General features: G+C 43.8%; 18 protein-coding genes. 12 read left to right on the top strand and 6 right to left on the bottom strand.

Annotated elements, in window-relative coordinates:
- The first annotated feature begins 129 nt into the window (after positions 1 to 129).
- The 5 genes from ftsE to NST25_RS28600 all read left to right on the top strand — a co-directional run bounded on the left by ftsE (position 130) and on the right by NST25_RS28600 (position 6,063).
- Positions 130 to 816, top strand: a complete 687-nt coding sequence (gene ftsE, locus NST25_RS28620) for a cell division ATP-binding protein FtsE (protein ID WP_036678556.1) — start codon at positions 130 to 132, stop codon at positions 814 to 816.
- Positions 806 to 1,720, top strand: coding sequence for a permease-like cell division protein FtsX (ftsX, locus tag NST25_RS28615; RefSeq protein WP_076123828.1), 915 nt, complete (start codon positions 806 to 808; stop codon positions 1,718 to 1,720). Before ftsE ends, ftsX begins: the two co-directional genes overlap by 11 nt.
- A 28-nt stretch (positions 1,721 to 1,748) precedes the next feature.
- The gene (locus tag NST25_RS28610; RefSeq protein WP_076123826.1) at positions 1,749 to 3,047 is read left to right on the top strand and encodes a peptidoglycan DD-metalloendopeptidase family protein; all 1,299 of its coding nucleotides are present in this window, start codon (positions 1,749 to 1,751) and stop codon (positions 3,045 to 3,047) included.
- A 124-nt stretch (positions 3,048 to 3,171) separates the two neighbouring features.
- A complete protein-coding gene (locus NST25_RS28605; RefSeq protein WP_076123824.1) occupies positions 3,172 to 4,638 on the top strand; it encodes a S41 family peptidase in 1,467 nt (488 codons plus the stop codon).
- 312 nt (positions 4,639 to 4,950) lie between these two features.
- Positions 4,951 to 6,063, top strand: a complete 1,113-nt coding sequence (locus tag NST25_RS28600) for a PDZ domain-containing protein (RefSeq protein WP_305953539.1) — start codon at positions 4,951 to 4,953, stop codon at positions 6,061 to 6,063.
- Between the two features lie 354 nt (positions 6,064 to 6,417).
- Here NST25_RS28600 and NST25_RS28595 read toward each other — a convergent pair whose 3' ends face one another.
- Positions 6,418 to 7,071, bottom strand: coding sequence for a response regulator transcription factor (locus NST25_RS28595; RefSeq protein ID WP_076123821.1), 654 nt, complete (start codon positions 7,069 to 7,071; stop codon positions 6,418 to 6,420).
- Between the two features lie 17 nt (positions 7,072 to 7,088).
- A complete protein-coding gene (locus NST25_RS28590) occupies positions 7,089 to 8,246 on the bottom strand; it encodes a sensor histidine kinase (protein ID WP_340392971.1) in 1,158 nt (385 codons plus the stop codon).
- Positions 8,247 to 8,410: 164 nt separating this feature from the next.
- Between NST25_RS28590 and NST25_RS28585 the strand changes: the two genes are divergently transcribed.
- From NST25_RS28585 to NST25_RS28555, 7 genes are all read left to right on the top strand, one after another.
- Positions 8,411 to 9,346, top strand: a complete 936-nt coding sequence (locus NST25_RS28585) for an ABC transporter ATP-binding protein (protein WP_076123817.1) — start codon at positions 8,411 to 8,413, stop codon at positions 9,344 to 9,346.
- A gap of 17 nt (positions 9,347 to 9,363) precedes the next feature.
- Positions 9,364 to 10,536 (top strand): ABC transporter permease, encoded by a 1,173-nt coding sequence (locus NST25_RS28580; protein WP_081387166.1) that lies wholly within the window; start codon positions 9,364 to 9,366, stop codon positions 10,534 to 10,536.
- Positions 10,529 to 11,689, top strand: a complete 1,161-nt coding sequence (locus tag NST25_RS28575; RefSeq protein ID WP_340392970.1) for an ABC transporter permease — start codon at positions 10,529 to 10,531, stop codon at positions 11,687 to 11,689. The genes NST25_RS28580 and NST25_RS28575 overlap by 8 nt, the downstream gene beginning before the upstream one ends.
- Positions 11,690 to 11,811: 122 nt before the next feature.
- Entirely contained in the window at positions 11,812 to 12,135 is a 324-nt protein-coding gene (locus NST25_RS28570) for an L-rhamnose mutarotase (RefSeq protein ID WP_038573529.1), read from the top strand.
- Positions 12,136 to 12,358: 223 nt separating this feature from the next.
- Positions 12,359 to 13,513 (top strand): cation:proton antiporter, encoded by a 1,155-nt coding sequence (locus NST25_RS28565; protein WP_076123814.1) that lies wholly within the window; start codon positions 12,359 to 12,361, stop codon positions 13,511 to 13,513.
- Positions 13,514 to 13,790: 277 nt separating this feature from the next.
- Positions 13,791 to 16,799, top strand: coding sequence for an efflux RND transporter permease subunit (locus NST25_RS28560; RefSeq protein WP_340392969.1), 3,009 nt, complete (start codon positions 13,791 to 13,793; stop codon positions 16,797 to 16,799).
- Between the two features lie 738 nt (positions 16,800 to 17,537).
- Positions 17,538 to 18,344: a LuxR C-terminal-related transcriptional regulator gene (locus tag NST25_RS28555; RefSeq protein WP_340392968.1), complete on the top strand. Its 807-nt coding sequence runs from the start codon at positions 17,538 to 17,540 to the stop codon at positions 18,342 to 18,344.
- A 139-nt stretch (positions 18,345 to 18,483) separates the two neighbouring features.
- Here the strand turns inward: NST25_RS28555 and NST25_RS28550 are convergent, their stop codons facing one another.
- Genes NST25_RS28550 through NST25_RS28535 form a run of 4 tightly spaced genes read right to left on the bottom strand, consistent with a single transcriptional unit; the run spans position 18,484 to position 24,896 of the window.
- The gene (locus NST25_RS28550) at positions 18,484 to 19,671 is read right to left on the bottom strand and encodes a copper amine oxidase N-terminal domain-containing protein (protein ID WP_340392967.1); all 1,188 of its coding nucleotides are present in this window, start codon (positions 19,669 to 19,671) and stop codon (positions 18,484 to 18,486) included.
- Positions 19,672 to 19,715: 44 nt separating this feature from the next.
- Positions 19,716 to 20,996, bottom strand: coding sequence for a hypothetical protein (locus tag NST25_RS28545; RefSeq protein ID WP_076179816.1), 1,281 nt, complete (start codon positions 20,994 to 20,996; stop codon positions 19,716 to 19,718).
- A gap of 16 nt (positions 20,997 to 21,012) precedes the next feature.
- Positions 21,013 to 22,671, bottom strand: coding sequence for an HlyD family efflux transporter periplasmic adaptor subunit (locus NST25_RS28540; protein WP_340392966.1), 1,659 nt, complete (start codon positions 22,669 to 22,671; stop codon positions 21,013 to 21,015).
- Entirely contained in the window at positions 22,668 to 24,896 is a 2,229-nt protein-coding gene (locus NST25_RS28535; RefSeq protein ID WP_340392965.1) for a peptidase domain-containing ABC transporter, read from the bottom strand. Before NST25_RS28535 ends, NST25_RS28540 begins: the two co-directional genes overlap by 4 nt.
- Between the last annotated feature and the right edge of the window lie 501 nt (positions 24,897 to 25,397).

Below are 25,397 nucleotides of genomic sequence, written 5' to 3'. Positions count from 1 at the left end.
ACGGGGTACTCAATCAGTTACAGATTTGTTACAATAGATACATTGCGGAAATATTGAAGTTTATGGAAACTTGAGGTGGACAATGTCGATTCGCACAAGTGGAAAATGTCATAATTGGGAAGTGAGAAAATGATTGAAATGCAAGATGTATGGAAAACGTACCCTAACGGAACTCACGCACTGCAAGGAGTTTCAGTGAAAATCGACCGCAATGAATTCGTGTACGTTGTCGGCCCTTCCGGCGCGGGTAAATCTACTTTTATGAAATTGATTTATAGAGAAGAAGTGCCTACCAAAGGACAGATTTCGGTGGGAGGTTTCAATATAGGAAAGCTAAAACCACGCAAAATCCCTTATGTCCGCCGTAATATCGGCGTTGTATTTCAAGATTTTCGGCTTTTGCCCAGAATGACGGCATACGAGAATGTAGCTTTTGCTATGGAAGTTATTGAAGCGCCGAAAAAAGTCATCAAGAAACGTGTGAATGAGGTTCTTGATTTGGTTGGGCTGAGAAGTAAAGCGAATCGTGAGCCCTCACAGCTTTCTGGTGGTGAGCAGCAACGGATCGCTATTGCACGGGCTATCGTCAACAATCCTTCTGTTATTATTGCGGACGAGCCTACAGGTAACTTAGACCCCGAGACTTCATGGGGCATTATGCAGCTGCTTGACGAGATTAATTTTCGTGGAACAACGATTGTAATGGCTACCCATAACAGAGATATTGTGAACAAAATGCGCAAAAGGGTGCTTGCGATTGAGAATGGAAACATTGTCAGAGACCAAGCGAGAGGGGAATATGGTTATGAGTTTTAAAACCTTCTTGCGACATGTGCGGGAAGGCTTCAAAAGCGTATTCCGTAATGGCTGGATGTCGATCGCCTCAATCACTTCGATTGTTGTTTCTCTTTTTGTTCTAGGTGTATTTATTCTTCTTGTTCTTAACGTAAATTCTGTAGCTGATGAGGCAGACAGTCAGGTACAGATCAAAGTGCATCTAGCTTTGAATACAGATCAGAAGATGCGTGAGACCCTGCAGACTGAAATTGGCAATATGCCGGAGATCAGCAAGATTACGTTCATCTCCAAGGAACAGGGACTTAAAGATCTCCGCGCAGATATGGGCGAGGAGGCAGCAGAGCTTCTGGAAGGGTTCGATGAAGACAATAACCCGCTTCCAGATACCCTTCAGGTAGAAGTTATTGAACCTACTACCGTTGCTTTTGTGGCTGAGAAGATTCAAGCCCTTAACAAGACACATACCGAACAGCCTATCTACAAAGTGAAATATGGCAAAGGCTCGATAGAAACATTGTTTAAAATCACGCGTGCCGTACGCAACATTGGCTTTATTTTTGTAGCGGGGCTGGCACTTATGTCTATGTTCCTCATCTCCAATACTATTCGGGTAACGATTCTTGCCCGGCGTAAAGAGATTGGGATTATGAAGCTGGTAGGCGCGACAAATTATTTTATTCGTTGGCCTTTCTTTATAGAAGGGGCATTAATTGGACTCATTGGATCATTGATTACTTCGGGTGTTTTATATGCCGGCTACAAGGGTTTGGAATCTTCGATACAGGGAGATCCAATGCTCGGATTGCAGCTGATCCCTTTCAGTGATATTTGGCTGCTGCTCGTAGGTCTGTTAGTTGGACTAGGTGTGTTGATCGGCGTCTGGGGAAGTACGGTTTCTATTCGTAAGTTTTTGAAAGTTTAATTTAAGAGTGAAGGATGGGGAGTGCGAGTTGAAGAAGATTGCCGCCGGACTAGCCGTAATGTTACTAGCTGTCACTATATTCCAACCCTCTGATGGATATGCCAAAAAAACAAGTGTTGCCGAAATCGATAAGCAATTAAAGCAGCTGCAACAAGAGGTGCAGGAAGCTAAGGCGCAGCAAGAGAAAGCGGAGTCCCAAACGCAGGAAGCGCAGCACTATAAGAATAAGACAAATATCAATTTACAATATGTATTGCAGCAAGTGGATCAAGTTAAAGGCAAAATGACCGAAATCTCTAACAAAATTTCCGATACAGAAGAATCTCTTAATGTTACAGCAACGGAATTGGATGAAGCAGAGGCACGAGTGGCCTCAAGAGAAGAACTCTTAGGATCCCGTGTCCGGTTGATGTACACGGATGGAGCGGTATCTTACCTAGATGTTTTGCTCTCATCGACAAGCTTCTCTGATTTTCTGGGCCGCACCGATTCGCTTAAGATGATTGTGGATCAGGATCAGGAGCTGTTAGTCCAACACAAGCTGGACAAGCAGACAGTTGTAGAGAAAAAGCAGGAGCTTGAGGGGCAATATGCTCAAGCCAAGCAGTTATACACCTCCTTGGAAAATCAGAGAAGCCTGCTGAAAGAGAAGGAAGCGGAGAAGCAGGAGCTTATCGCATTTTATGATAAGCAGATTCAAGAAAGCGATGATCTAAGTGAAGAGCAGAATGAGAAGCTGGTTAAGCTGGCAAGCGAACGTTCTGCTTTGGAAACCCAAAAGGATAAGATTAAAGCTGAGGAAGCAGCGCGCAAAGCAGCAGCCGCCAAAGCAGAAGCGGCACGCCGGGCAGCAGCAGCTGCCAAGAAAGCCGCAGCCAGCAAGGCAAGCAGCAGTTCAAGCTCCAGCTCCTCAACTGCGTATGCTGGTGGAGATGGACCCTTCCTGCTCCCTGTAGGCTCGGCAAGAATCTCTTCCTCTTACGGACCACGGACACACCCTATTACGGGGGAGAAGGGGAAAGTACACACCGGGGTAGACTTTGCAGTTCCACAAGGAACCAATATTCATGCGGCTGATTCGGGAACGGTAATCGTAGCTGAATGGTATAGCGGTTATGGATATTGTGTAATTATTGATCATGGCGGCGGAGTTTGGACCCTCTACGGACATATCCGTAAAGGTGGTATCAAGGTTAGTCCTGGGGATAGAGTCAATCGTGGGGATGTGATTGCTGAATCCGGTTCTACAGGTAATTCGACGGGCCCCCATCTCCATTTTGAAGTTCGGATCGACGGCAAGACAGTAAATCCGATGCCTTATCTCTAATTTTTAAGAACTTATAACTCATATTATTTGAGCGTACGGCATATACTGGAAGAGATACCGTACCTTTCAGGACGGACTTATGGAGTTGTTTGCGAGATGGACAAGAAGGGACGGTGGGAACATCATGTTAAAAAAAAGCACAGCGGCGTTTATGATTATCGCCGCCCTGCTATGCGGTAGTCTGGTGACCTTGGGCGTGACGGGTTATAGTCATGTTATTGGACAAGCTGCAGGAGAAGGACTGGCCTCGGCATTGCAGGTTACTGGCCTTCAGCAGAAGGAATCCCAGAAGCTTGGAACGGCTCTCAGTCTGATTGAGAGCAATTACTACGAGACAGTAGATCGGGAGAAGCTGATAGACGGTGCTGTCAACGGTATGATGGAAGCGCTGGGCGATCCTTATTCCAACTATATGGGCAAAGAAACAGCTGAGAAATTCGAAGAAAGCATTGAGGGTTCCTTTTCAGGTATCGGTGCGGAGGTCTCTTCGGATAATGGCAAGGTAGTCGTGGTCTCTCCGATCAAGGGCTCACCTGCTGAGAAAGCTGGGATTCAGGCCAAAGATGTTATTCTGTCCGTTAACGGTGAATCGCTGGAAGGCATGGAGCTGAATGCAGCTGTTGCCAAGATTCGCGGTCCTAAGGGCAGTGAGGCCACTTTGAAAATACAACGTTCCGGCTCTGTAGAGCCACTCGAATTTGTTCTTACCCGGGATGATGTGAAGCTTGAAACAGTCTACGCTACCATGGAAAAGGACAATGTGGGTGTAATCGAGGTTACGCAGTTCTCCCTGAATACCGCAGAACGATTCAAGGAAGAGCTGGAGAAGCTGGAGAAGCAAGGCATGAAGGGACTTGTTATTGACGTCCGTAATGATCCAGGTGGTGTTCTTCCGATTGTTATTGAAATGGCAGAGCAATTCGTTCCAGCTGGCAAATCTATAGTGCAAATAGAATATAAAGACAAAAAACGCGAAGTTAGTACCTCAAAAGGATCGAGTAAAGCTTATCCAGTGGTCGTGCTGATGAATAAAGGTAGCGCAAGTGCTTCGGAAATATTGGCGGGTGCTTTGCAGCAGTCGGCAGGAGCTAAGCTGATCGGTGACAATTCTTTCGGTAAAGGTACCGTGCAGACGAGCTTTGACAAACAGCTTGGAGACGGCAGCTTGCTGAAAGTTACCATTGCCAAATGGCTTACGCCAGACGGCACATGGATTCACGGTAAGGGCATTAAACCGGATATCGCGGTAGCGCAGCCGGATTACTTCTCGGTGGCTCCAATTAACAAGAGCGTGGCGCTGCAATATAATATGAACAACGCTGATGTGAAGAGTGCACAGACGATGCTGGACGGTTTGGGTTATAAGCCTGGACGTAAAGATGGCTATTTCGATGCTGGCACTAAGGACGCAGTGAAGAAGTTCCAAAGTACAGCAAAGCTTCAAGTCACAGGCATAATTGACGCCAAGACAGCCGAGGCGCTGGAAGCGGCGCTGATCAAGGTCATTCAAGACCCTGTTCACGACAACCAACGGAATAAAGGGATTGCTGAGATTCAGAAGGAAATTAAGGCGGCAGCGTCGAAAAAGTAAGAAGGCTGAATTCAGCCTTCTTTTTTTCTTTTAGATAAGAAAATGCCAACCGACGTAGAGGAATTAGAATATATACAAATCAGTCATCGGACGAAAAGGAGTGTGACGAACAGTTTGAATGTGATTCAGGAACTGTTAGGAAGCTTGGGCACTGCGTTCTTACACTTATTGATCCAGCCGTATTACTACATTGCTATTATATTTATTGCGTTATATTACCGTAGGCAGGTGGCATTAGAACGAAAGCTGATACATGTGAAATTACATAGCTGGGGTCAGGAAACGTGGCGGACGGTATGGAGTGGTCTAGTCATGGGTTTGGTCGTCTCTATAGCAGCCGTTCTGCTAGGAATATCATTATCAGGTACCGCTGTAGCCTGCATTTGGGTAGTTAGTCTCGTGTTGTCGCTATTGCGTGTACGGTATTTGTGCTTTGCGTATTCTATAGGCTTGTTAGGTATCATTCAGTTTGTAATTTCTTTCTTTCCAGATGCTTTAGATAGTGGAACGGTAGGGAATATTACCACCGCCATACGGGAGATGGATATTCCTGCTTTGCTAGTGTTAGCTGCGCTGCTGCACATGGCGGAGGCACTGCTGGCCCGCAGACAAGGGGCCAAGCTTGCAACGCCGCTCTTCCTGAAGGGAAAGCGCGGCATGGTCGTCGGCGGCTATCAGCTGCAGGCCTTCTGGCCGCTGCCGCTGTTCCTGCTGCTCCCATCGGGAGCAGGAACGGATTTGCCATGGCACTCGCTGCTCGGCGGCAGCCTTGGCATCGTCTCTTTGCCCGTCATCATCGGCTTCAGCGAGATGACGCAGGGCATGCTGCCCGGGCGCAAGGCGGCCCGCACTGCAGGACGGCTGCTGATCTACAGCATCGTCCTGCTCGGCTTAAGCCTGCTTGCCGCTTGGTGGAGCCCGCTGACTCTGGTCGCGGCGCTCGCAGCTATTGTGCTGCACGAAGGGTTAAGCTGGTACAGCGCTCTGGAAGAGCGCAGCATCAGCCCCATCTTCGTGCATCCACCGCGCGGCCGCAAAGTGCTGGCCGTGCTGCCGGGCAGTCCCGGTCAAGAGCTGGGCATCCTGCCCGGCGAGATCTTACTGAAGGTCAACGGGGTCCTGTTGACCGATGCGGCGCAGCTACATGAGGCGCTGCGCATGAATCCAGCGTTCTGCAAGCTGGAGGTGCTGAACCGTGAAGGGGAGAGCAAATACCTTCAAAGCCCGATCTATGATGGGGATCACCATCAGCTCGGTATTATTTTGGTGCCGGAGACAGATGGGATGATTACCGCTGAGGCGAAGCCTTCCAGCATCTACAGCATCATCGGGATGAAGACAGGCATACGCAGTCGGAACTTTCCGGACGGCCAACTTAAACGAAAAAAAACCACTGAAGCCAAGCAGGAATCAGCGGAAGGATAACTAGAAGATGCCCCATAAGCCATGAAATGGTGAATGGGGTATCTTTGTTTTTGATTAGATGGTAATTTCGCGTGCGAGAAGTTGCTATCGGACCCAGTTGACCCTAATCGCAGCATTTTGGCTTTTTTAGAATGGTAACGGACCCCAAAGCCGCTATTGGCATCAAAAATACCCCAAATGAGCCTCTTTCTGAGGAATAACGTCGCTGGGGTCCGAAACTCTGCTCAAACGCCGATAAAATTGTAAATAGCGTCGCTGGAGTCCGAACCCGCGTCCAAGGAGCAGCGCGTCACTGGAGTCCGTAAGAAAAACTAACTTTGGCAGTGGACTATTCATATGCTATATGTTACTAGTTCAACCTTGCCTATTCTTCAAATAAAAAATTGCGATTTGCGTACGATCGCGGAGCTCTAATTTGCTTAATATATCCGTTATGTAATTTTTGACGGTGCCCTCGCTTAAAAAAAGCTGTCCGGCGATTTCTTTGTTGCTATGCCCCTCAGCGATAGAAGCGACTACAGCCAGCTCTGTTTTGGTCAATCCGAAGGATTCCAGTGGCTGTACCTGTGGCAATTCTTGCCGTGCCGTAGGCTGCAGAAAGGTTGCAAGCTTGCGGGCGATATCAGGGTGGATAAGCATGTTCCCTTCAAAAACCGTTTTAATGCCCTGGATGATCCGGTCTGGCGGTATGTTTTTGAGCAAATATCCACTAGCTCCGTTACGTAGTGCCTCAATGATATATTCATCGTCGTCGAAGGTGGTCAGCATCAATATCGCAATTTGCGGAAAAGCCTGCTTAATCTTCTCCGTTCCTTCAACGCCACCGCAGCCGGGCATGCGGATATCCATCAGAGCCACATCGGCCATTAATCCTTCTTGAAGTAATTCCAAGGCTTCGTTACCTTCACAAGCTGCTCCAACAACTTCAATATCTGGGTCCATCCCTAGCAATACTTGCAGACTTTGGCGAATAAAGGGGTCGTCATCAACAATTAACACTTTAATCATTAGCATGGCTCCTTTCGTTATACAATCTCATCTTGCTTATAAATGGGCAGCCGCGTAATGACTGTAAAATGTGGCTCCTGCCTTAGTTCGAGTGTTCCGCCGATCAGATGAGTGCGCTCGTACATGCCTTTCATCCCGTCCCCACCACTCCCCAATAATTTGCGGAGCTTCTCTTCTTCTGGAAGTGATCCATTGTTGCTAACCTCCATAGTGATTCCTGCTTGCGCGTAGTCAATTTTGATCCGGATGGACGTTGCTTTTCCATGCCGCAAGGCGTTGGTTATAGCCTCACGGGCGTTTTTGTACAGGATCACTTGGATACTAGGATAGAGCGGATAAGGTATGCCCTGAACTTGGTATGAGGTCTCGGTCCCCGTCTCACGCCCAATCTCTTCGAGCAGCCGGTCTAACGCATAAGCTCCCTCAAGCTTCGGGGTATAGTTGATACGTTTAACTGCGGACCGCATATCGTCCATGCTAGCCGACAGCTGGTCACGAATCAGTTCCATCATTTGCATTCCGCTCTCGGGAGAGGTGGGCAAGGTCTGGAGGGCGGCCTCCATCATCATTTTAATCCGGATTAGCCGGTGGCCGATATCGTCATGGAGCTGGCGTGAGATTCGGACGCGCTCTTTGGACTGGGCAGACTCTTCTACTTGCGCGCTGAACTCCAGCAGGCGGTTGCGAGCTTCATCAAGCTCGAAATGCTTTTTGCGCAACTCATCATATAGAAGAAGAGTGTCTTCGCGCCGCTGGCCAGCTTTCAATAATAGCTTATTTAGGTAGGCAGTGAGCAGAAATGAAAGGTTAATGTAAGTCACTACGAGCGATGGAGAATTCTGGAGTGCAACGTTCAAAGCTATCAGATGTACACCTGTGAACACGTAAGGCACTGCTTTAGGCTGGAGTCTGGAATAATAAAGCAGTGCTGATATAGCGGGGAAAATCATCATGCTGCCATATTGATAACATAACCAGGCCGTGAACAAGATTTCAATGATACTAATCAAAGCATGAATGGATCGAGGGAGCTTTGGCACCATGACCACAAGGAATAGAAGCATCAGGATATGCAGCGTGAAGATTCCATAATCGTTATATTGATAGACATAAATGGTAATAAACGCAGGGATTAAGATGAGTCCGTAACGCAATAAGTTTAGCTCTCTGGGCACGCCTTAGTCATCCTTTATGTTTTTTAATAATCTTAGCATATTATCCCACTACTTCAGGAGATGACTTTAGTCACCTTCAAAAAATGACCTTTCGTACATCCGCAAAAATTCAACCTAGAATAAAATTGAAAATATAGAAGCACACACGACAGGGGAGATAAGAGATGGCAATCGCGGTGTTGACCGATGTGGTGAAACGGTATGAGAACAAATTAACGGTAGATCATGTGAATGTTACGATTCAAGCAGGAGAGATCTTTGGCCTGCTAGGCCCGAACGGGGCAGGTAAAAGTACAACTATAAGTATGATTTGCGGCCTGCTAAAGATTGATAGTGGAGACATTGTTATTGATGGGTTATCAGTCTCTTCGAATGCACTGGAGGTTAAGAAAAAGATCGGCTTAGTTCCGCAGGATTTGGCTTTGTACAATACAATGACAGCAGCTGAAAATGTAACTTTTTTCGGAAGATTGTATGGCTTGCGGGGAAAATTGCTGAAAGAGCGGGTGGCGGAAGCTCTTGCTTTCACAGGACTTAGTGACCGGGCCAAAGAAAAACCAGCCACCTTCTCCGGAGGGATGAAAAGACGTTTGAATATCGCTTGTGCCATCATGCATCATCCAAAGCTGATTATTATGGATGAGCCGACCGTAGGAATTGATCCGCAGTCTCGTAATCATATCCTTGAGTCGGTCAAAGAGCTGAATCGGCTTGGCTCAACCGTCATCTACACTAGTCATTATATGGAAGAGGTTGCAGCCATTTGTGATCGGGTAGCGATTATGGATAAGGGACATATCATTGCTTGTGGCACGGAAAAGGAGCTGCGGGAACGGGTTTCTCAAGAAGAAAAAATAGTGGTCAAAGCAACGAACATCACCCCGGAGCTAATCAATGAGCTTAGTCTACACCCGCGGATCACGAGAGTGGAAAGTAAAGAGGGAACGGTAGAAATGTATCTCCCCTCCTCACAGGATGAGCTGCAGGATATCTTATTTATTTTTGCTAAACATGAAGGCGTTATTGGTTCTTTAAATATTGAGGAGCCGGATCTGGAGACATTATTCCTTAGTTTGACAGGACGGACATTGCGCGATTAAAGGAGGGCGAGAACGCTTTGAGAAATATTTGGACAATTATGATTTATGAGCTTCGCAGGCTGTTTATTTCACGCTCAATCATCATTAATATGTTTCTGCTACCGCTGCTTTTGATCTTTCTGCTGGGTGCTTCCCTCTCCAGTGTAATCGGTGATAAGGCAGCGTCTAAGATTGACCCTGTACGTGTTGGTGTAGTTAATCTTTCTGGAGAAGGGTATGAAAGCTCGGCGATGATAGACAGCTTTTTGAAGACGCCGGAGCTTAAGGATATCATTATTCCGGTCAAAGTAGGGAGCCGAGAGACAGCGGAAAGTGGCCTGCGCGCCGGGAAATATGCTTATGCGGTTATTGTTCCCCTAGGCTTCGATAAGAAAGTACAAAGCGGCGAAACTGCAAAGCTAGAGTTTGTTCTGGGCAAAGATCGGACAGATAACATGGTTGCGGGGACGGTATTCGATAACTTTTTGAACAATATTAACTATAAGCAATCCGTAGCTATGACGCTGGGTCCAGAAGCTTTGACCGCTACTGCACCAAGTTTGGGAGAGCAGCCATCTGTTAAGGTTGGGGCGCTCAGTGAAGGTGGCCGATCCTATACAGCCTCCCAATTCTATGCGGTATCCATGATGCTGATGTTTCTGCTATATAGCGGTTTGACCGTCAGCAGCTCTCTTTTTAATGAAAAAGAAAATCACACCCTCTTCCGAATAACCTCAATGCCGGTAAAAGGTTCTGAGCTGTTTATTGGTAAAATGCTAGGCGTAGGGGTTGTAAGTGTAGTGCAGTGCGCAGCGATTATTATCCTGACTCACTTGTTGTTTGGCGTAAATTGGGGCAATCGTCCGGGCTTGCTGCTGCTCTTCTGTCTCTTAATGATCATAGCTTCCATGACGTTATCGATTGTTATTTCAATGTTTAGCAAAACTAAAGCAAGTGCAGGAAGTATTGTTAATGTTATCACTGTGGTCATGACCTTCATTAGTGGAGGGATGGCTCCACTTCCGGAATCATGGGTGAACTCGGTCGGGGCATTTACCCTGAATCACTGGGTACTACAAGCTGTTCTAAAAATGATGCTGCATGCAGAGGTCTCAGAGATTTTGCCGAATCTGCTGGTCTTGTCGATCATCTGTCTGGTTCTATTCAGTGCAGCGGTTATCTCGTACCGGAAGGTAGGTTACCATGGATAAGATCTTAACGATTGCTTGGAATATGGTGAAAAGAACGATTGGTTCTCGGAATGGGCTGCTTTCGTATATTCTTCTGCCATGTCTTGTCGTGGCCGGGGTAGTAGCAATTAGTGGAAGTATGGGTGAGAGACCGGCTACTATTTTATATTCGAATATGGACGATGGTGCAGCGGGCAAACATTTGCTTACCGAGCTGGAGAATACCGGTGATTATAAGCTGGTAGAGAAGACAGATGAGGCTGATTTGAGGGAGAGTATTATCGATCAGAACGGAGAAGCCGGTATTTTGATACCGCAAAACTTCACCTCCGCACTGCTTGCTGGAGAAGAGCCACAAATTAGTGTGTATGAGCTTAAGGCTACTGAAACATCCATTATGGTAAAAATGAAAACCAGTGTAATTGCTGATGAAATGCGAAACACTGCTGGACTAATTGGAGCAGCTCGGACTGAGGCTACGGACTCGGACTCACAGTTTGCTGCCGTAATGCAAAGAGCTGAGCAACATAGTGTAGGCAGTATAAGAACAGATTATGATTTATATCCCAAAGAGGGCTTAAGCATCGTCACAGGATTTACTTTAATGTTCTTAATGGGGCTGGTTACAAGTTCAGTATCGCTTATTATGGATGATCGAAGAGAACGAACAATGAAACGTATGTTCAGTGCCCCGGTTCGTTCGTATGAGATTGCCCTCGGTAATTTTCTGGGAAGCTTCATTGTTGGGTTAATTCAAATTGTTGTAGTACTTGCTTTGGGCCGTTATGTACTGCAGTTTGACTTTGGATTACCGCTCTACTTGTATTTTTTGGTTCTTGCAGCATTTATGCTCGTTTCCATGGGCTTAGCCAGTACGGTAGCAGGTCTGATTCGTAATCCCAATAATACTGGCATGCTTAATTCGCTGATCCTGACCCCGACATGTATGCTTGGAGGCTGTTTCTGGCCGTTATCCATTATGCCGGATTATATGCAGAAGGCAGCTAATTTTGTACCGCAAAAATGGGCGATCCAAGCGATCGATATCGCTGCTACAGGTGGAGGCTGGAATGAATTATTGCTGCCCTTTGCCATCTTGGGTCTTATGGCCGCGGTGCTGCTGGCGATTGGTTCTGCTATTCTACGTCCGAGTGAAGCCGGAATTAACGCTTAAAAAATTTACAGATCATATAGATATGCATAGCTTGGACTACTCTATTCAGGTACAATAATAGGTATCAAATGTCCCTAGTTCTTAATATGTGTAAAAGAGGGGATTTCTAGGAGGATGAGCAGATGAGCAGCAATAAATTGGCTTGGACATGGCGGGTGAAGGAAGAATGTTTAGAGGAGTATGTAGCTATGCATTTAAATCCTTGGCCAGAAATTTTGGAGGAGCACAGTAAGGCTGGTATTTCTAACTATTCCATCTTTCAGAATGGCAATCAATTTTTTTACTGTTATGAGTGTGAGGATAGTAAGGCGGCTTTTGATTACATTGCCAAAAGTGATGCCTGCAACCGCTGGAATGCGATTACCTCTAAGATGGTTGAAGGGTCATTTGATTTCAATGATGAGGTGCCTATGCAGCCCTTACGTGAAGTGTTCTATCTGAAATAAGCAATTCAATTCTAGAACAAATCAAATGTGCATAATTTATATTATCGGCGCATCTGGTTTACAGTTATTTTAAATATAGGTATAATATAATTTATAAAGTTAAATTGAATAATTATTTGTTTTTTGGAGGAGCCTGTCAACAAGGGCTCCTCTTTGTCTTTTTTTGGCTTGGAGAAGCTCCTGGTTGGCAGTTCTTATATACAACAAGGGAGTGGATTGAAAGATGGAGTTTGTTTTATATCTTATGCTGATCATATTGTTCACCAAAGTAGCTGGTGATCTATCTGTGCGGCTTGGGCAACCAGCTGTGCTAGGTAAACTTATTGTGGGAATCATACTGGGGCCTGCGGTACTGGGCTGGGTTCAGGATGGAGAGTTTATTCATTATATCTCTGAGATCGGTGTTCTACTGTTAATGTTCATAGCGGGGCTTGAGACGGATCTGGATCAATTGCGCAAGAACTGGAAATCAGCTTTTGCAGTAGCCGTCGGTGGAATTATATTACCCTTTTTGGGTGGGTTCGCCTTAGGAGAAATGTTTGGTTTTGCTTATCATAATGCTTTGTTTATGGGCGTTATTCTTAGTGCAACATCGGTCAGCATATCGGTGCAGGTGTTAAAAGATATGAATAAGCTGAACACACGTGAAGGCTCTACAATTCTGGGGGCTGCCGTAGTAGATGATATTCTAGTTGTTATTTTGCTCGCTGTTCTGATGAGCTTTTTTGGTACAGGTACAGACGTTTCTATTGGTCTTTTAATTGGGAAAAAGGTGTTGTTCTTTGCCGTAGCGATTATTGCCGGCTGGTTCATTGTTCCTCGGGTCATGAAATGGATGGCTCCGTTGAAGGTGACAGAGGCGATTATTTCAGCAGCGTTAATGATTTGTTTCGCATTCGCCTATTTTGCTGAAATCATGGGGATGGCAGGAATCATTGGTGCCTTTGCGGCTGGGATTGCTATCTCGCAAACTTCCTTTAAGCACACGGTAGAATCCAAGCTCGAGCCGATTGCTTATTCGATTTTTGTGCCGGTCTTTTTTGTAAGTATCGGACTTAGTGTTTCCTTTGAAGGAGTAGGCAGTCAAATAGGCTTCGTGATCTTGCTTACGGTTGTTGCCATTCTGACCAAGCTGTTTGGTGGCGGTCTGGGTGCGCGTCTTACAGGCTTTGATAACCACTCGTCTGCCATTATTGGGTCTGGGATGATTTCACGGGGGGAAGTTGCGTTGATCATTGCCGCCACAGGGCTGCAAAGCGGCTTGTTACAGCAACAGTATTTTACTTCGGTCATTATTGTTGTCATTGTAACTACACTTGTAACGCCGCCACTATTGAAATTTATGTTCCGTGATCCAGTACGTGCGGAAGGGAAATAAACCATTACAAAAGGGAGTCCTGTTGGTCATTTATATGGCTAACGGGGCTCTTTTTTTATGCTCACGTTCCAGTTGCCATCATCAAGAAAAAGGACGGGGATCTGTCTACAGAAGGGGAAAGTTCCCCGTCTTAAGACTGAGTACGAAACCAGCCGTAGGGCTGTTTTGAGTTCAGCCAAAAATGACTAAACTAAATCTCGGGATGGAAATTAATACATAATCAAACAGACATAAGGGGAGTGCCAGAAATCATGTGGAGTGGAAGGGGAAAAAGAAAATGAAATGGTTAACAAAATGGTCGTTCGGTAACAAGGCTGCGGTGGGGCTTTTAGTAGTCATGGCTCTTGTGGTGGGAGGGATGAGCTACACTTCGCTACCGATGGAATTTATGCCAGAGGCGGATAATCCTCAAGTGACTGTAACTGTGCTGGGTCCTGGCCAGGATACACATGCTATGGAGACTAATGTAACGAAGCCGATAGAAGCTGGAGCAGCTTTTGTGAAAGGGAAGAAGGAAATACTGTCCACTTCCGGAGACGGATATGCGCAGGTAAATATTTTTTATGATTCGAAAACGAATATGAAGGATGCTGCGCAGGAGGTTCAGAAGGTCGTCGATTCATTGAAGTTCCCGGAAGGGGTAATGGCTCCTTTTGTACTTCAGTTGAATACCTCCATGATTCCTGTATCACAGGTTACTCTTGCTTTTGACGAAGGCCTGACTAAAGAGAATCTTAAGCTTGCGGAAGAAACTATCATTCCAGAGATGCAAAAAGCTGAAGGGGTAGCGAACGTTGCTTTATATGGTAAGGTAACTCCGCAGGTCAGCGTTAAGCTGGACCCGAAATTAATGGCTGAGAAGGGAGTCACGACTCCACAAGTATTAGGTTTACTTCAAGGACGTAATGTATCGGCATCCCTTGGGGAGCAAACGATTGGTGGGCAGACCGGCAATGTTAACGTAGTTTCTACGATAGATAGTATGGATACTTTGAAAAAGCTTCCTGTATCTGCGGGCGTTAAGCTACAGGATATCGCTGCTGTCGAATTGAAGCAGGATCAGGAAAGTGTCAGTCGTTCGAACGGGAAAGACGTTCTATTCGCCATAGTGACCAAAGAGGCTAATGCGAATGCAGTCAGTGTCGGAGATAACATTCAGGCTGCCGTAAATCATATTAATACAACCATTCCTAATGCAGAAGCAGCAGTGGTATTCAGTACATCGGATATGGTAGTTAGCTCGGTGAACAGTATGATGCGTGAGGTATTGCTAGGTGCATTATTTGCGACGATTGTGATTCTGTTGTTCCTGCGTAACCTGCGGGCTACTCTGATTACGGCAGTATCCATCCCACTTTCGTTAGCAGTCACCTTATATCTGCTGAATATTTCCGGCATAAGCTTGAATATCATTACACTCGGGGGAGTCGCGGTTGCGGTAGGCCGTTTGGTCGATGATAGTATCGTGGTGATTGAGAACATTTACCGTAGGCTGCAAAAAGAACCCTTTTCCCGTGAAATGATTATTAGTGCAACTGGGGAAGTGGCTAGAGCGATTACCTCATCAACCATTGCTACCGTAGCAGTATTTTTGCCGATGGGTCTCTTGCGTGGTAGTTTGCAAGCTTTCCTACTGCCGTTTGCTTTAACAGTGACCTATTCATTGCTTACTTCACTAGTAGTAGCTTTGACGGTTGTTCCTCTTTTAAGCTCATGGCTGCTGAGAAGAACATCAATGAAAGAACACGAACCTTCTAAATGGTTTATCCGCTTTCTGGACTGGAATCTTCGCCGTAAATGGGTTAGCTTATCGTTGGGTCTCCTGCTTCTGATTGGCTCCATTGCTGCTTATGTGACTATGCCCAAAGGGGCGCTCGATGCTTCGGATGCCAGCTATGTTTCTGTTCAGATGAATTATCCGAAGGATGTTCCTGTCAAAGATATTTTAGAAAAGGGAAAGCAGTTAGAACAAGATTTGATGAAGCAGCCACAAGCAGAAACGGTAATCATGCAATCAGGGAATAGTGCGGACGCCGCTAAGTGGGGGAGTGTTACCTCTGAAACCTTAGTGGACTATACCGTTGTTATGAAAAAAGGTGCAGATGCTCAGGATTTTATTGATCATGTTCGTGAGGTAAAAGATTCATACACTGGAGCAACACTTGTTGCTAACCAAATGAGTATGATGGGATCCAGCTCTACCAGCGAATATATTGATATTGTCGGAGATAATCTTGCGGATATTACTACTGTAGCAACAGAAGTCACCGCTAAGCTGAAGACCGTAGAGGGAATTCAAAAAGTCAGCAGCAATATGGAGGACACGAAACCTGTATTTTCCTTTAAGGTAGATCCGGCGCAAAGTAATGCGCAAGAGATTTCAATGCAGCTGTCAGCGATGCTTAATCCGATTCCAATGGGGCAAATTGAGCTCGATGGTGACGCAGCAGGTGTAGTGTTAGATCCTATGGTTCAGCCGCAAACGGAGCAGGATTTAAAAGCGCTGACGCTCATAACGGCTGAGGGGCCAAAGCCACTGTCTCAGCTCGCAACTTACGAGGTTCGGAATGAACCAGCAATGTTGTTCCATAAAGATGGGAAGCCGTATGTACGAATTACAGCAGAGGTTGATCCGAAGAAGGTATCTGAGATCGGTGCGAATATTAAAAAAGAAACCGATAGTCTTACACTTCCGAAAGGCGTGACCTTATTTGCAGGCGGAGCGTCAGTTGATCAGTCAGAGGATTTCAACGACTTGGGCATGACGGCATTGATCTCCATCGGGTTGGTCTATCTGATTATGGTACTCACCTTTAAAACCCTTCGGGCTCCACTGGCGATTATGTTCTCCTTACCGCTCGCGGCGATTGGTGCGATTGTTGGACTTATCGTGTCCGGTGTAACGCCTGACTTCACAGCTCTGTTCGGGGCGTTGATGTTAATAGGTATTGTTGTTACGAATGCCATTGTGCTCATTGACCGGATTAAGCAAAATGAAGCCAATATGAGTATCCACGAGGCTATTCTAGAAGCTGCCGGAACACGGATGCGTCCGATTCTCATGACGGCGATCGCCACCATCTGCGCCATGACACCGCTGCTGTTCGGCCATGCCGAGATGGGCAGCATCGTCTCGCAAAGCTTGGCGATTGTAGTCATTGGCGGTTTAACCGCAGCAACACTGCTTACGCTGATTGTAGTGCCGGCGATTTACGAGTTGTTCTACTTCCGTAAATCGGCAAAAGAGCGTAAAGGAGCAGAAAAGACTAATGCTCCGGCGCTTTAAATAAGCAAACGGCAAGCCTCCGGGTTAATGGGGCTTGCCGTTTTTTTGTTTTGTTACAAATTCTTATAATTATGGAGTTAACTTGTCTAAACTAATAGCCAAAACTTTGTTTAGGAAAGGCTGAAAGGCGCTTTGCCAGATTGCAATATCCCCCCCTGAAATAAATATTTATTTTTTAATTTTAAATATTGCTATTTTCACAACAATGTACAGAGCATTTAACATAATTATTAAGAAAGATATTATTGGAAATATTCTATTTACCGCAGAAAATGCCAATATAAATAATGAAAACAAAAGTAAAAATGGAATAGACTTTGTATACTTTCTACTGAAAATCCCTACTAAACTCTTGATGGAATTCATTCCTTTCAGGGTAGCAGATATAAATATGTTGAGCATGATTTCTCGCTAGTCTCAGACTCCATTGTGAAATTTTTTTCTAATCAACGAATATCCCTATTTTCATAGAAAAAATGGATTTCGTATATATTCTAGGTAGGATATAGACAAGTGGTAATTGTTATGCTCTATTCTTTTTTGACGAAATTCCAAGAATACAGGACAGGTGAAAATTTCTTATCAAATAATCGGCCATAGAAAAATAACCCAAACAATGTTATTTCAATTCTTACTAATCTCCCACAACCCTAACTAATTATGTCATTGTTTTCCTTTGAAGGGAGTGATATGATATGCTCTGTTTCATTAATACCATAAGTTGGGAGAATGGATTGTTTGAATATTGTTGAATGCGAACGTGCCTGGTTTACGGTAGATGATGTAGATAAAGAATCTAATAATTCCGTGTGTGAATTTTGCCAACCCTGGAGTAACCTCAAAACAGAAAAATCCTTTTCTATAGAAGAGCTGGTTCCCTACGAGATTTTAGTTGAAGTATTACATTCAGAATTGGCGAAAGTAATGGAATTTCTCTTATTGCCCTTTGTCTTTTTCTTAACAGATCGAGCCGGCAATATTATTAATATTGTCAGTCCATTCGAAACGTTTCAGGAGAAAGTAGATCATTATGGAATTAGGAGTGGAACTAATCTTTCGAAGCAAATCTCTGGAGTGAATGCAGTTTCTTTAGCGATGGAGGTTGAGTCAATTGCAGTAGTGCGTGGAGAAGAGCATAGTATGCCAATGTTTAAAGCGTGGAATTGTGTATGCGCTCCTATAATGATAAATGATTGTATATGTGGATATATAGACATCTCATTTGAAGCCGAGAGGCAACTTGGTTTTTCGATTCTCTTTATTAAACAATTATCCGAAAAGATTGTGTTGAAGTTGAAGGAACGAAGCCCGAAGTTAATTGAGTACATATTTCAGGAGAAGTGTGATTTGTATCGATTATCCCCTAGAGAGAGAGAGGTAGCGTATCACTGGGCACTAAGAAAAGGGGCGCTGCAAATTTCCAACGACCTTAATGTGAAAGAGGGAACTGTGCGGAATATCGTTAAGAGTATTTACAGTAAGATGAATATCAGCGAGAGATGGGAATTGATTGAAAGATTGGCCATTGTGGTCCCAACTATTTAGGAACTGTTCTATATCCGTATCAGCCAGAGAACGTAGGGGAAGCGGGTAAGATTGAGCTCCGGCGCTTTAGATAAGCAAACGGCAAGCCTCCGGGTTAATGGGGCTTGCCGTTTTTTTGTTTTGTTACAAATCCTTATAATTATGGAGTTAACTTGTCTACACTAATCGGATAGGTCTGATCCAGCATCCATTTGCCTGCTTTGGATTTCTTCAGCGTTGTGACAGAGGTGGAGCGGTTATCCTGAAACTCAGGACCCTTAAGCTTGATGCTCGTCTGAACCATATATACGGCTGCGGTATCCTGGGTATAATGAATGATTTTGGCAGATTCCAGAGTGAACTTTAGATCATAGACTGTGAAAATTTGGCTGAAGAGATGTTTGGTTTGTTCGAGAGCAGGGGACTCAGGATCAATAGTAGATAGCACACCTTGAATATTCTCTGCATTGGTATAGTCCAAGTTGCTCTTAAGCACAGCTAATATATCCGTTTCATCCGACTTCGTCACAGCTGGCTTAGCGTTCAGCAGTTTATCTGGGAGTATATATTGTACGCCTTTAATCTGCAGGTTGTTGATTTTCCAGTCTTCAGTGCTGGCAGTACGCGTTAAGCTATAAATATATTCAGAGGTATTGTCTAAGGTGAATGGACCGCTGAGGTGTGTAGTCGTTTCAACGGTGTGAACCGTAGCCTCTGTGGGTTGAAGGCTGATAACCTCTAATTGATCAAGTGAAGTGGTCAGATCGTATTGTTCCATTTGGCTCTTAATCTGTGGCCCGATGATCACAAGAGGAGACTTGCTATCGATTAGGCTCATGAACCCTTCATAATTCTCATTGTTGGTATAGGTTACGTATTTTTCAAAAAAAGCATTGATTTCCTGCGGGTTTACCTGGTTAGTCTTGCCTGTAATGGTTACTGTCTTCGAGTGTGCATTCCAGGAGACTTCATTACCTGTAGCCTCCCCAACGAAGCGCAGCGGAATGTAAGTGGAATTATTGATGAGCTTAGGGGCAACAGAAAGTTGGGTTATTACACCATTGACGCTGGCCTGCTTGCTGCCTAGTTGCAGTGTAATCGTAAGCCCTTCCTTAGTACCCGTTATGGTACCTGTGGTTTGATTCCAATCGATTGAAAGTCCTAGTTTTTCAAAAACCGGGCGAAAAGGAACGACAATTGTACCATTATCATTGAAGGGAGCCTGTCCCTTCAGTGCGAGCTGTTGCTGATTGATCTGAATGGAGATTGGCTTCTCTGCGGCATGGACAGGCCAGGCGATAGCGGTAGAAAGAAGAGTTGCTGCGATTAGGCTAGATATGGTTTTCATCTTGTGATATCTCCTTTGGGTTATGAATGATAAATTAATGGTTATTAGAGGATAACTCCACTAAGAGCCAAAGTAACTTTTGCTTGGAATAAACCGTACTTTACTTTTTGCTTATCGAATTGCCGATTTAAGTTTAGTAAATCCAGCTTGTCCTGATCTGCCTGAGCTGCTGAGATTAACCCGCTATTTAGGAGAGTATCATTATCCTGGGAGACGCGTACGAGTTCCAATTGCTGCTCTTTTAGTTCTGAATATTCAAAATCAATTTCATTTGCTTCCGGCTTATAACTAGCCAGTTTTTCTTCGAGTTGTTGTTGTACTATATTTTTGTGTGCAATCTGGCTAGACCATAGGACTGAATAATAAGTGATGAGTTCAGCATCGGAAGCTTTAGCTGCGTCAAGATTATCTTTGGCGAGTGTGATACGTGCATCTTCTTCGCGTAAATCATAATTACTAGAGAGGCTAATTACTGTATTACAATTCACAGGCTCTGGTGTACTGGAAATGACATCATCTAGAAGGACTTCTGAATAGGATGATAATCCTAACTCAAGCTTAAATTGTTCTAACTGAGCTTCATAACTTCGAAGGTTACGTTCAAAAATAGATTTTTGTACTATGTTTTTACGATTAAAATCGTCCAAACTTCTCTTAGACAGAAGACCATGCTCATAGGACCGCAAGGTATCCTCAGACTGTTGAAACCAATATTGGCTTTCTTGTTTGTCATATTCAATCGTTTTTTTTAGAGAAGAGAGTTGATAATATTTCTGCACAGCATAGTAGCGGATGAGGGCTTCTGTTTTTTGAAGTCGTAACTGATTAATTACTTTATCTGTTTCTAATGTGCGTAACTGGTCACGAAATTCCTTAAGCTGCGCAGTTTTAGTCTCTTGATTGTAACTGTTTTGGCTTTCATTCTGAGCGCTAACCCATTGATTCAGAGATGTGTTAATCATAATTTGAATGAGAATGGATTGATTGACCCCTGCCTGTTCTTCTTCACTTAAATCAGCGTAACCAGGAATACTATTGATAAAAATATCAGGATTTACTGGCAGCAGCCCGCTGGTTGTGACTACATTTTTTTGCTCCAACTTTTTCTCTTCAGATGATACATATGAAAATTTGGAATCCGTTTCTGCAATATTCCATTGTGAGAGCTTGATATCTACATAGTTAGTTAATGCTAGCTGGATTGCTTCTTCCATGGAAAGCGATTTTATTGCGCTGGATACCTGCGTATCAGCATAAACTGTAATGGAATGCGGCAATAGGAGTAATAAGAAGGAGAGTATCAAGAGAGCTGATTTCTTTAACATTTAGCTGGCAACCTCACTATTCCTTTAAGTTGATTTTTTCAAGAACAAAATCAATGATCTTCTTGGAGTCGGTAATAACAGAGGCTTGCGCTATCATCCCTACACGAAGCTCTCCACGTTCACCTCTGCGATTAACAAGTGGGTCATTGGATATCGTTGCCTCCACCAGATAGTAGCTTAGACCGTCTTGCTGAATAATTGAATCTGTGCTGATAGATGTAATCGTACCTTTTTGGGAACCAAAATTTTGTTTAGGAAAGGCTGAAAAGCTGAAATCAACTTTATTGCCAATCGCTATTTTTCCTGCTTCAGCATTAGGTACAGCGATGCTCATTTTATATTTTGACTCGTTGCTAGGTATAATGGAGATCAAGGCTTCGCCGGATTGTACCATGTCCCCGATGCTGGTTTCTTTTAAAATATTAATGGTCCCGGAAATTGGTGCTATGAGCAGTCTTTTGTCTCGTTCAAGCTCAAGTCCCTTAACAGCCTCTTGCAGCGTAATTAAGGTTCTTTTATTTTCTTCTATTGCTGAATGAATCTGTACAATACGGTCAAGTTTCAGTTTTTTCAATGAGGTTGCTTCAGATGAACGGTTAAGTTTCTCTTGATTCAGTAGATCATTTTGCTGCTCAGCCAGCTGTTTCTTTTGCATTTCTAAAGTTTTTCGTTCTGAAACTGATGGATCGTGCCCATTTTTTAGCAAATCGAGGCTGACCTCTATCTCAACCAATTGCTGATTGTAATTGGTGATATTGCTTTCTGAGCTGAGCACGGCTTCGGTTTGGAATTGGTTGATTTGCAAATATGAACTTTCATATTGATGCTGTTCATCTGTAATCTGGGATTGAGGCACAAGGCGGTCCCCCAAGCTGAGCGAACGATTGTAGATTTCTTTTTTCTCAGCAGATTGTTTAGACAGTTGGACATATTTAATTTGGTATGTATTATATTGTTCCGTCCGTTTGGTATCTTCAATTGGAAGAAGATTTTGATTCTCTTTGATGGATTGCACAAGCAATTTCTCGTTTGCAATTTCAACATTTAGCAGTTTCTTTTTTCGTTCCAATTCAATTTTATTCTGAAGAGATTTATCCGAACTAGATTCGGCACTAAAGGTAGCAGAATCTTGCAAGCCTATATTCTCGTGAATGGCAGCTGTAAGCTGATCCTGGGTTCCTTGAAAGGTCTGCTGCTGCTGGCTGTATTCAAGGAGAAATTGTTCTACCATGTCATAATAGTAACCCTCGTCTGTACGTTCAGAAGAAAATTGATTATCTAAATTGCTAATGCTTTGTTTATAAAGCCCGAGATAGTGCAGTTTCTTAGTGAGCTTATTGATTTCTGAATTACGATTGGATAATTCTATATCAAGTTCTTTATGCTCAAAGGAAATTAACTGCTCGCCCTCTTTAATTTGCATCCCTTCATGGACATATACCTGTTCCACTTTTCCCACAGATGAAGTCTGAATGGTACTGACTTTTTCATTGGGTCTAACTACAGCAGAGGCTTTAGCGACTTCATCGATCTGGCCAAAATATGACCAGACTAACGCAGCCCCCAATAGAATGAATAAGATAAGTATGAAAATGGAAATCACAGGACTGGTCTTGGATTCCATGATTTCTCTGCTATCTGTCATTTCTGATAAGTTATGAATTTGTACACTCATACGAGAGACACCTCGCCTACGCCTGCAGCAGCATGTTGAATGGTGTGATCTTGCTTTTGCTCAATCCCGGGGAGTTGATCTTTCCACAAGCCATAGTATTTTCCACGGTAATCCAGAAGCTCCTGATGTGTTCCATGCTCAATGATCCGCCCTTGGTCCATGACATAAATTCGGTCACAGCGCATGATTGTACTCAGCCGGTGAGCGATAATAATCGTAGTCATGTCTTCGAAAGCATTGATCGTCTCCGATACAGCCTTCTCCGTTGTTGAATCCAGGTTACTGGTAGCTTCATCCATAATAAGGATATCCGGTCGTTTCAGCACCGCTCTGGCGATAGCCAGTCGCTGCTTCTGTCCTCCGGAAATATTGGTCGCATTCTCTTCTAACAAAGTGTTGTAACGGAGTGGAAGCTGATTGATGAATTCGTGAGCCTGTGCGGTTTGGCAGGCGGTAACAATCTGTTCCAGATCCAGATCCTGATCGACACCCAGACATAGATTTTCCCGAATTGTTCCGCTAAAAAAGAAAGTATCCTGTGAGATATATGCGATCCGCTGTCTTAAGCTATCTAAATGAATATCTTTAATGTTGTAGTTGTTAATTAAGATATCGCCTTTTTCGTGTTGGTAAAATTGCATAATTAATTTGATCAGGGTGGTTTTACCCGAGCCGCTCTCACCGACAAAGGCGACTTTCTCGCCCTGTCTAAGTCTCAAATCAATATCATGAAGTACAAGGGAACGTGTACCATATCTGAAGCTGACACGATCAAATCTAATATCACCTTTTAATGAAGCAGGTTGAATCTTCTTGTCCTCATCCTCAAGCTTCTCCGCTTCTAAGTCGAGTATTTCCCCCAATCGGTCCGCCGCTACAACAGCTGTTTGCAGGGTAGGCTGGAGATTGATGAGATTTTGAATAGGTTCAAGGAAGTAAGCAAGTAATGAGTTATAAGTGATAAGTTGACCCATGGTCATATTTCCTTTTATTACTTGATTACCACCTACCCAGAGGATTGCTACACCTCCAAGCAACTGAACCACACCTTTTAGCGAGCCTTGTATATTATTGAAAATACCAAAGCTGAACACGGATTTCAGAAACGTGATGAATTTCTGTTCCGTCTCAAAGCCAACTTTAGACTCCGCATGGTAGGCTTTGACCGTCTCGATACCGTCTATGGATTCAACGATGTAGGAGGTAAGTTGGGCGTTTTTCTCCATTTGTTCACGGTTTAACCGGTCGAATGGCTTGTGGAATCCCCACACTAATGCTAGATATAAAGGAACCAGCAGCACAGTTACACCAAATAAAAGGGCACTCTGCGAATAAAGAATGATTCCCCCCGCAATAACCATGATAATATCGATCATGATGGTTAGGGTTGCGCTGGAGATGGCATCCCGTACCTTAGAGGCATCCATAAGTCTTGAGATGATTTCCCCCGTCTTGCGAGTACCAAAAAAGTTCATGGGTAGCTTCAACACATGATGGTAATAGCCGAGAATTAGCGAAATATCAAGCTTTTGGCTCAATGTTAGTAGAATGTGACTACGAAAAGCGTTCAATAAAACTTTGAATAGATATAGAATGATTACTCCAATGGATACTATATTCAGAGTCTTCTTTAAGCCAAAAGGAAGAATCTCATCTAGCAGAAATTGAAAATAAAAGGCTGATAATATACCTAATATTGTATAGAGCATGGATGTCAAAAAAATTCCTAGTAGCATTCTTCTCTGAGGAATAAGTAAACCAAAAAAACGAGTGAATAAACCCTTGGACTCACCGCCCTTTTTGAACTGAGGGGTAGGAACCATTAATATGAGAACACCGGTCCAGATTTTAAAGAAGTCTTCTGGTGTATATTTAACAATGCCCTTCGCAGGATCCGAAACGACAACTGTTTTTTTTGTGATTTTATGAATAACAACGTAATGCAATAAAGTTTGGTCTATGACCACATGAGCAATAGCCGGAAGGGGGAAATCTTCGAAGAATGCCTCGTGAGTCCCTTTTACAGCCTTGGCAGTGAATCCTAATTTTTCAGCAGCTTTAACAAGGCCATAGGCGCTGGTACCCATTTTATCGGTTCCCGACATCTCGCGAATTTTAGTTATAGGATAGTTGAGACCATAGTTTTTACTTATAGTGGCGAGACAGGCAGCCCCGCAGTCTTTAATATCTTGTTGTTTGACACATTGGTATTTAGTGAATGCCATATAATCCTCCGAAAAGCAATTATTAAATGATGATTTTATATTGTGACCTGTGCTATACAATGAATCATTTATCTTTGTTGCTCATGTAAAATGCAATGAAAAATCCGATCAGGCCTAACGCCACTAATCCTACGCTTAATAAAATATCTCCAGATCTATTGTCACTTCGAATAATACCTTTTGAAGTTAACATATCTAATATGACTAAAGAAAAATAGATGAAAGCATAAATAAAAACTGCTATAAATGTCTTGTTTTTATTTTTCTTATATATATATATACCTGTTAGAAAAATTAAGAAATTCATTATAAACCATTGGGATGGGAGGATTATATTAGGTCTTACAATTAATAAGAATGATATTACTAGCCCTAAAGTAATGTCTATTCTAATTAGATACGATATTAATTTATCTATTTTCAAAAAAATCACTCGCAATCTATTTATGATTATTCTCTTCTTTTATAGAAGAAAAGATGGAGACATATCCATCTGAAGAT

Source organism: Paenibacillus sp. FSL E2-0190, from assembly GCF_037992965.1.
Taxonomy (GTDB): domain Bacteria; phylum Bacillota; class Bacilli; order Paenibacillales; family Paenibacillaceae; genus Paenibacillus_AQ; species Paenibacillus_AQ odorifer.
This window is presented reverse-complemented; position numbering and strand designations above follow the sequence as displayed.

Bases quoted from the DNA above. Each gene is read 5' to 3' on its own strand.
- NST25_RS28550 (WP_340392967.1), bottom strand. From the start codon at position 19,671: ATGAAAACCATATCTAGCCTAATCGCAGCAACTCTTCTTTCTACCGCT.
- NST25_RS28545 (WP_076179816.1), bottom strand. From the start codon at position 20,996: ATGTTAAAGAAATCAGCTCTCTTGATACTCTCCTTCTTATTACTCCTA.
- NST25_RS28560 (WP_340392969.1), top strand. From the start codon at position 13,791: ATGAAATGGTTAACAAAATGGTCGTTCGGTAACAAGGCTGCGGTGGGG.
- NST25_RS28535 (WP_340392965.1), bottom strand. From the start codon at position 24,896: ATGGCATTCACTAAATACCAATGTGTCAAACAACAAGATATTAAAGAC.
- ftsE (WP_036678556.1), top strand. From the start codon at position 130: ATGATTGAAATGCAAGATGTATGGAAAACGTACCCTAACGGAACTCAC.
- NST25_RS28570 (WP_038573529.1), top strand. From the start codon at position 11,812: ATGAGCAGCAATAAATTGGCTTGGACATGGCGGGTGAAGGAAGAATGT.
- NST25_RS28595 (WP_076123821.1), bottom strand. From the start codon at position 7,071: ATGATTAAAGTGTTAATTGTTGATGACGACCCCTTTATTCGCCAAAGT.
- NST25_RS28600 (WP_305953539.1), top strand. From the start codon at position 4,951: ATGGGTTTGGTCGTCTCTATAGCAGCCGTTCTGCTAGGAATATCATTA.
- NST25_RS28605 (WP_076123824.1), top strand. From the start codon at position 3,172: ATGTTAAAAAAAAGCACAGCGGCGTTTATGATTATCGCCGCCCTGCTA.
- NST25_RS28575 (WP_340392970.1), top strand. From the start codon at position 10,529: ATGGATAAGATCTTAACGATTGCTTGGAATATGGTGAAAAGAACGATT.
- NST25_RS28585 (WP_076123817.1), top strand. From the start codon at position 8,411: ATGGCAATCGCGGTGTTGACCGATGTGGTGAAACGGTATGAGAACAAA.
- NST25_RS28565 (WP_076123814.1), top strand. From the start codon at position 12,359: ATGGAGTTTGTTTTATATCTTATGCTGATCATATTGTTCACCAAAGTA.
- ftsX (WP_076123828.1), top strand. From the start codon at position 806: ATGAGTTTTAAAACCTTCTTGCGACATGTGCGGGAAGGCTTCAAAAGC.
- NST25_RS28540 (WP_340392966.1), bottom strand. From the start codon at position 22,671: ATGAGTGTACAAATTCATAACTTATCAGAAATGACAGATAGCAGAGAA.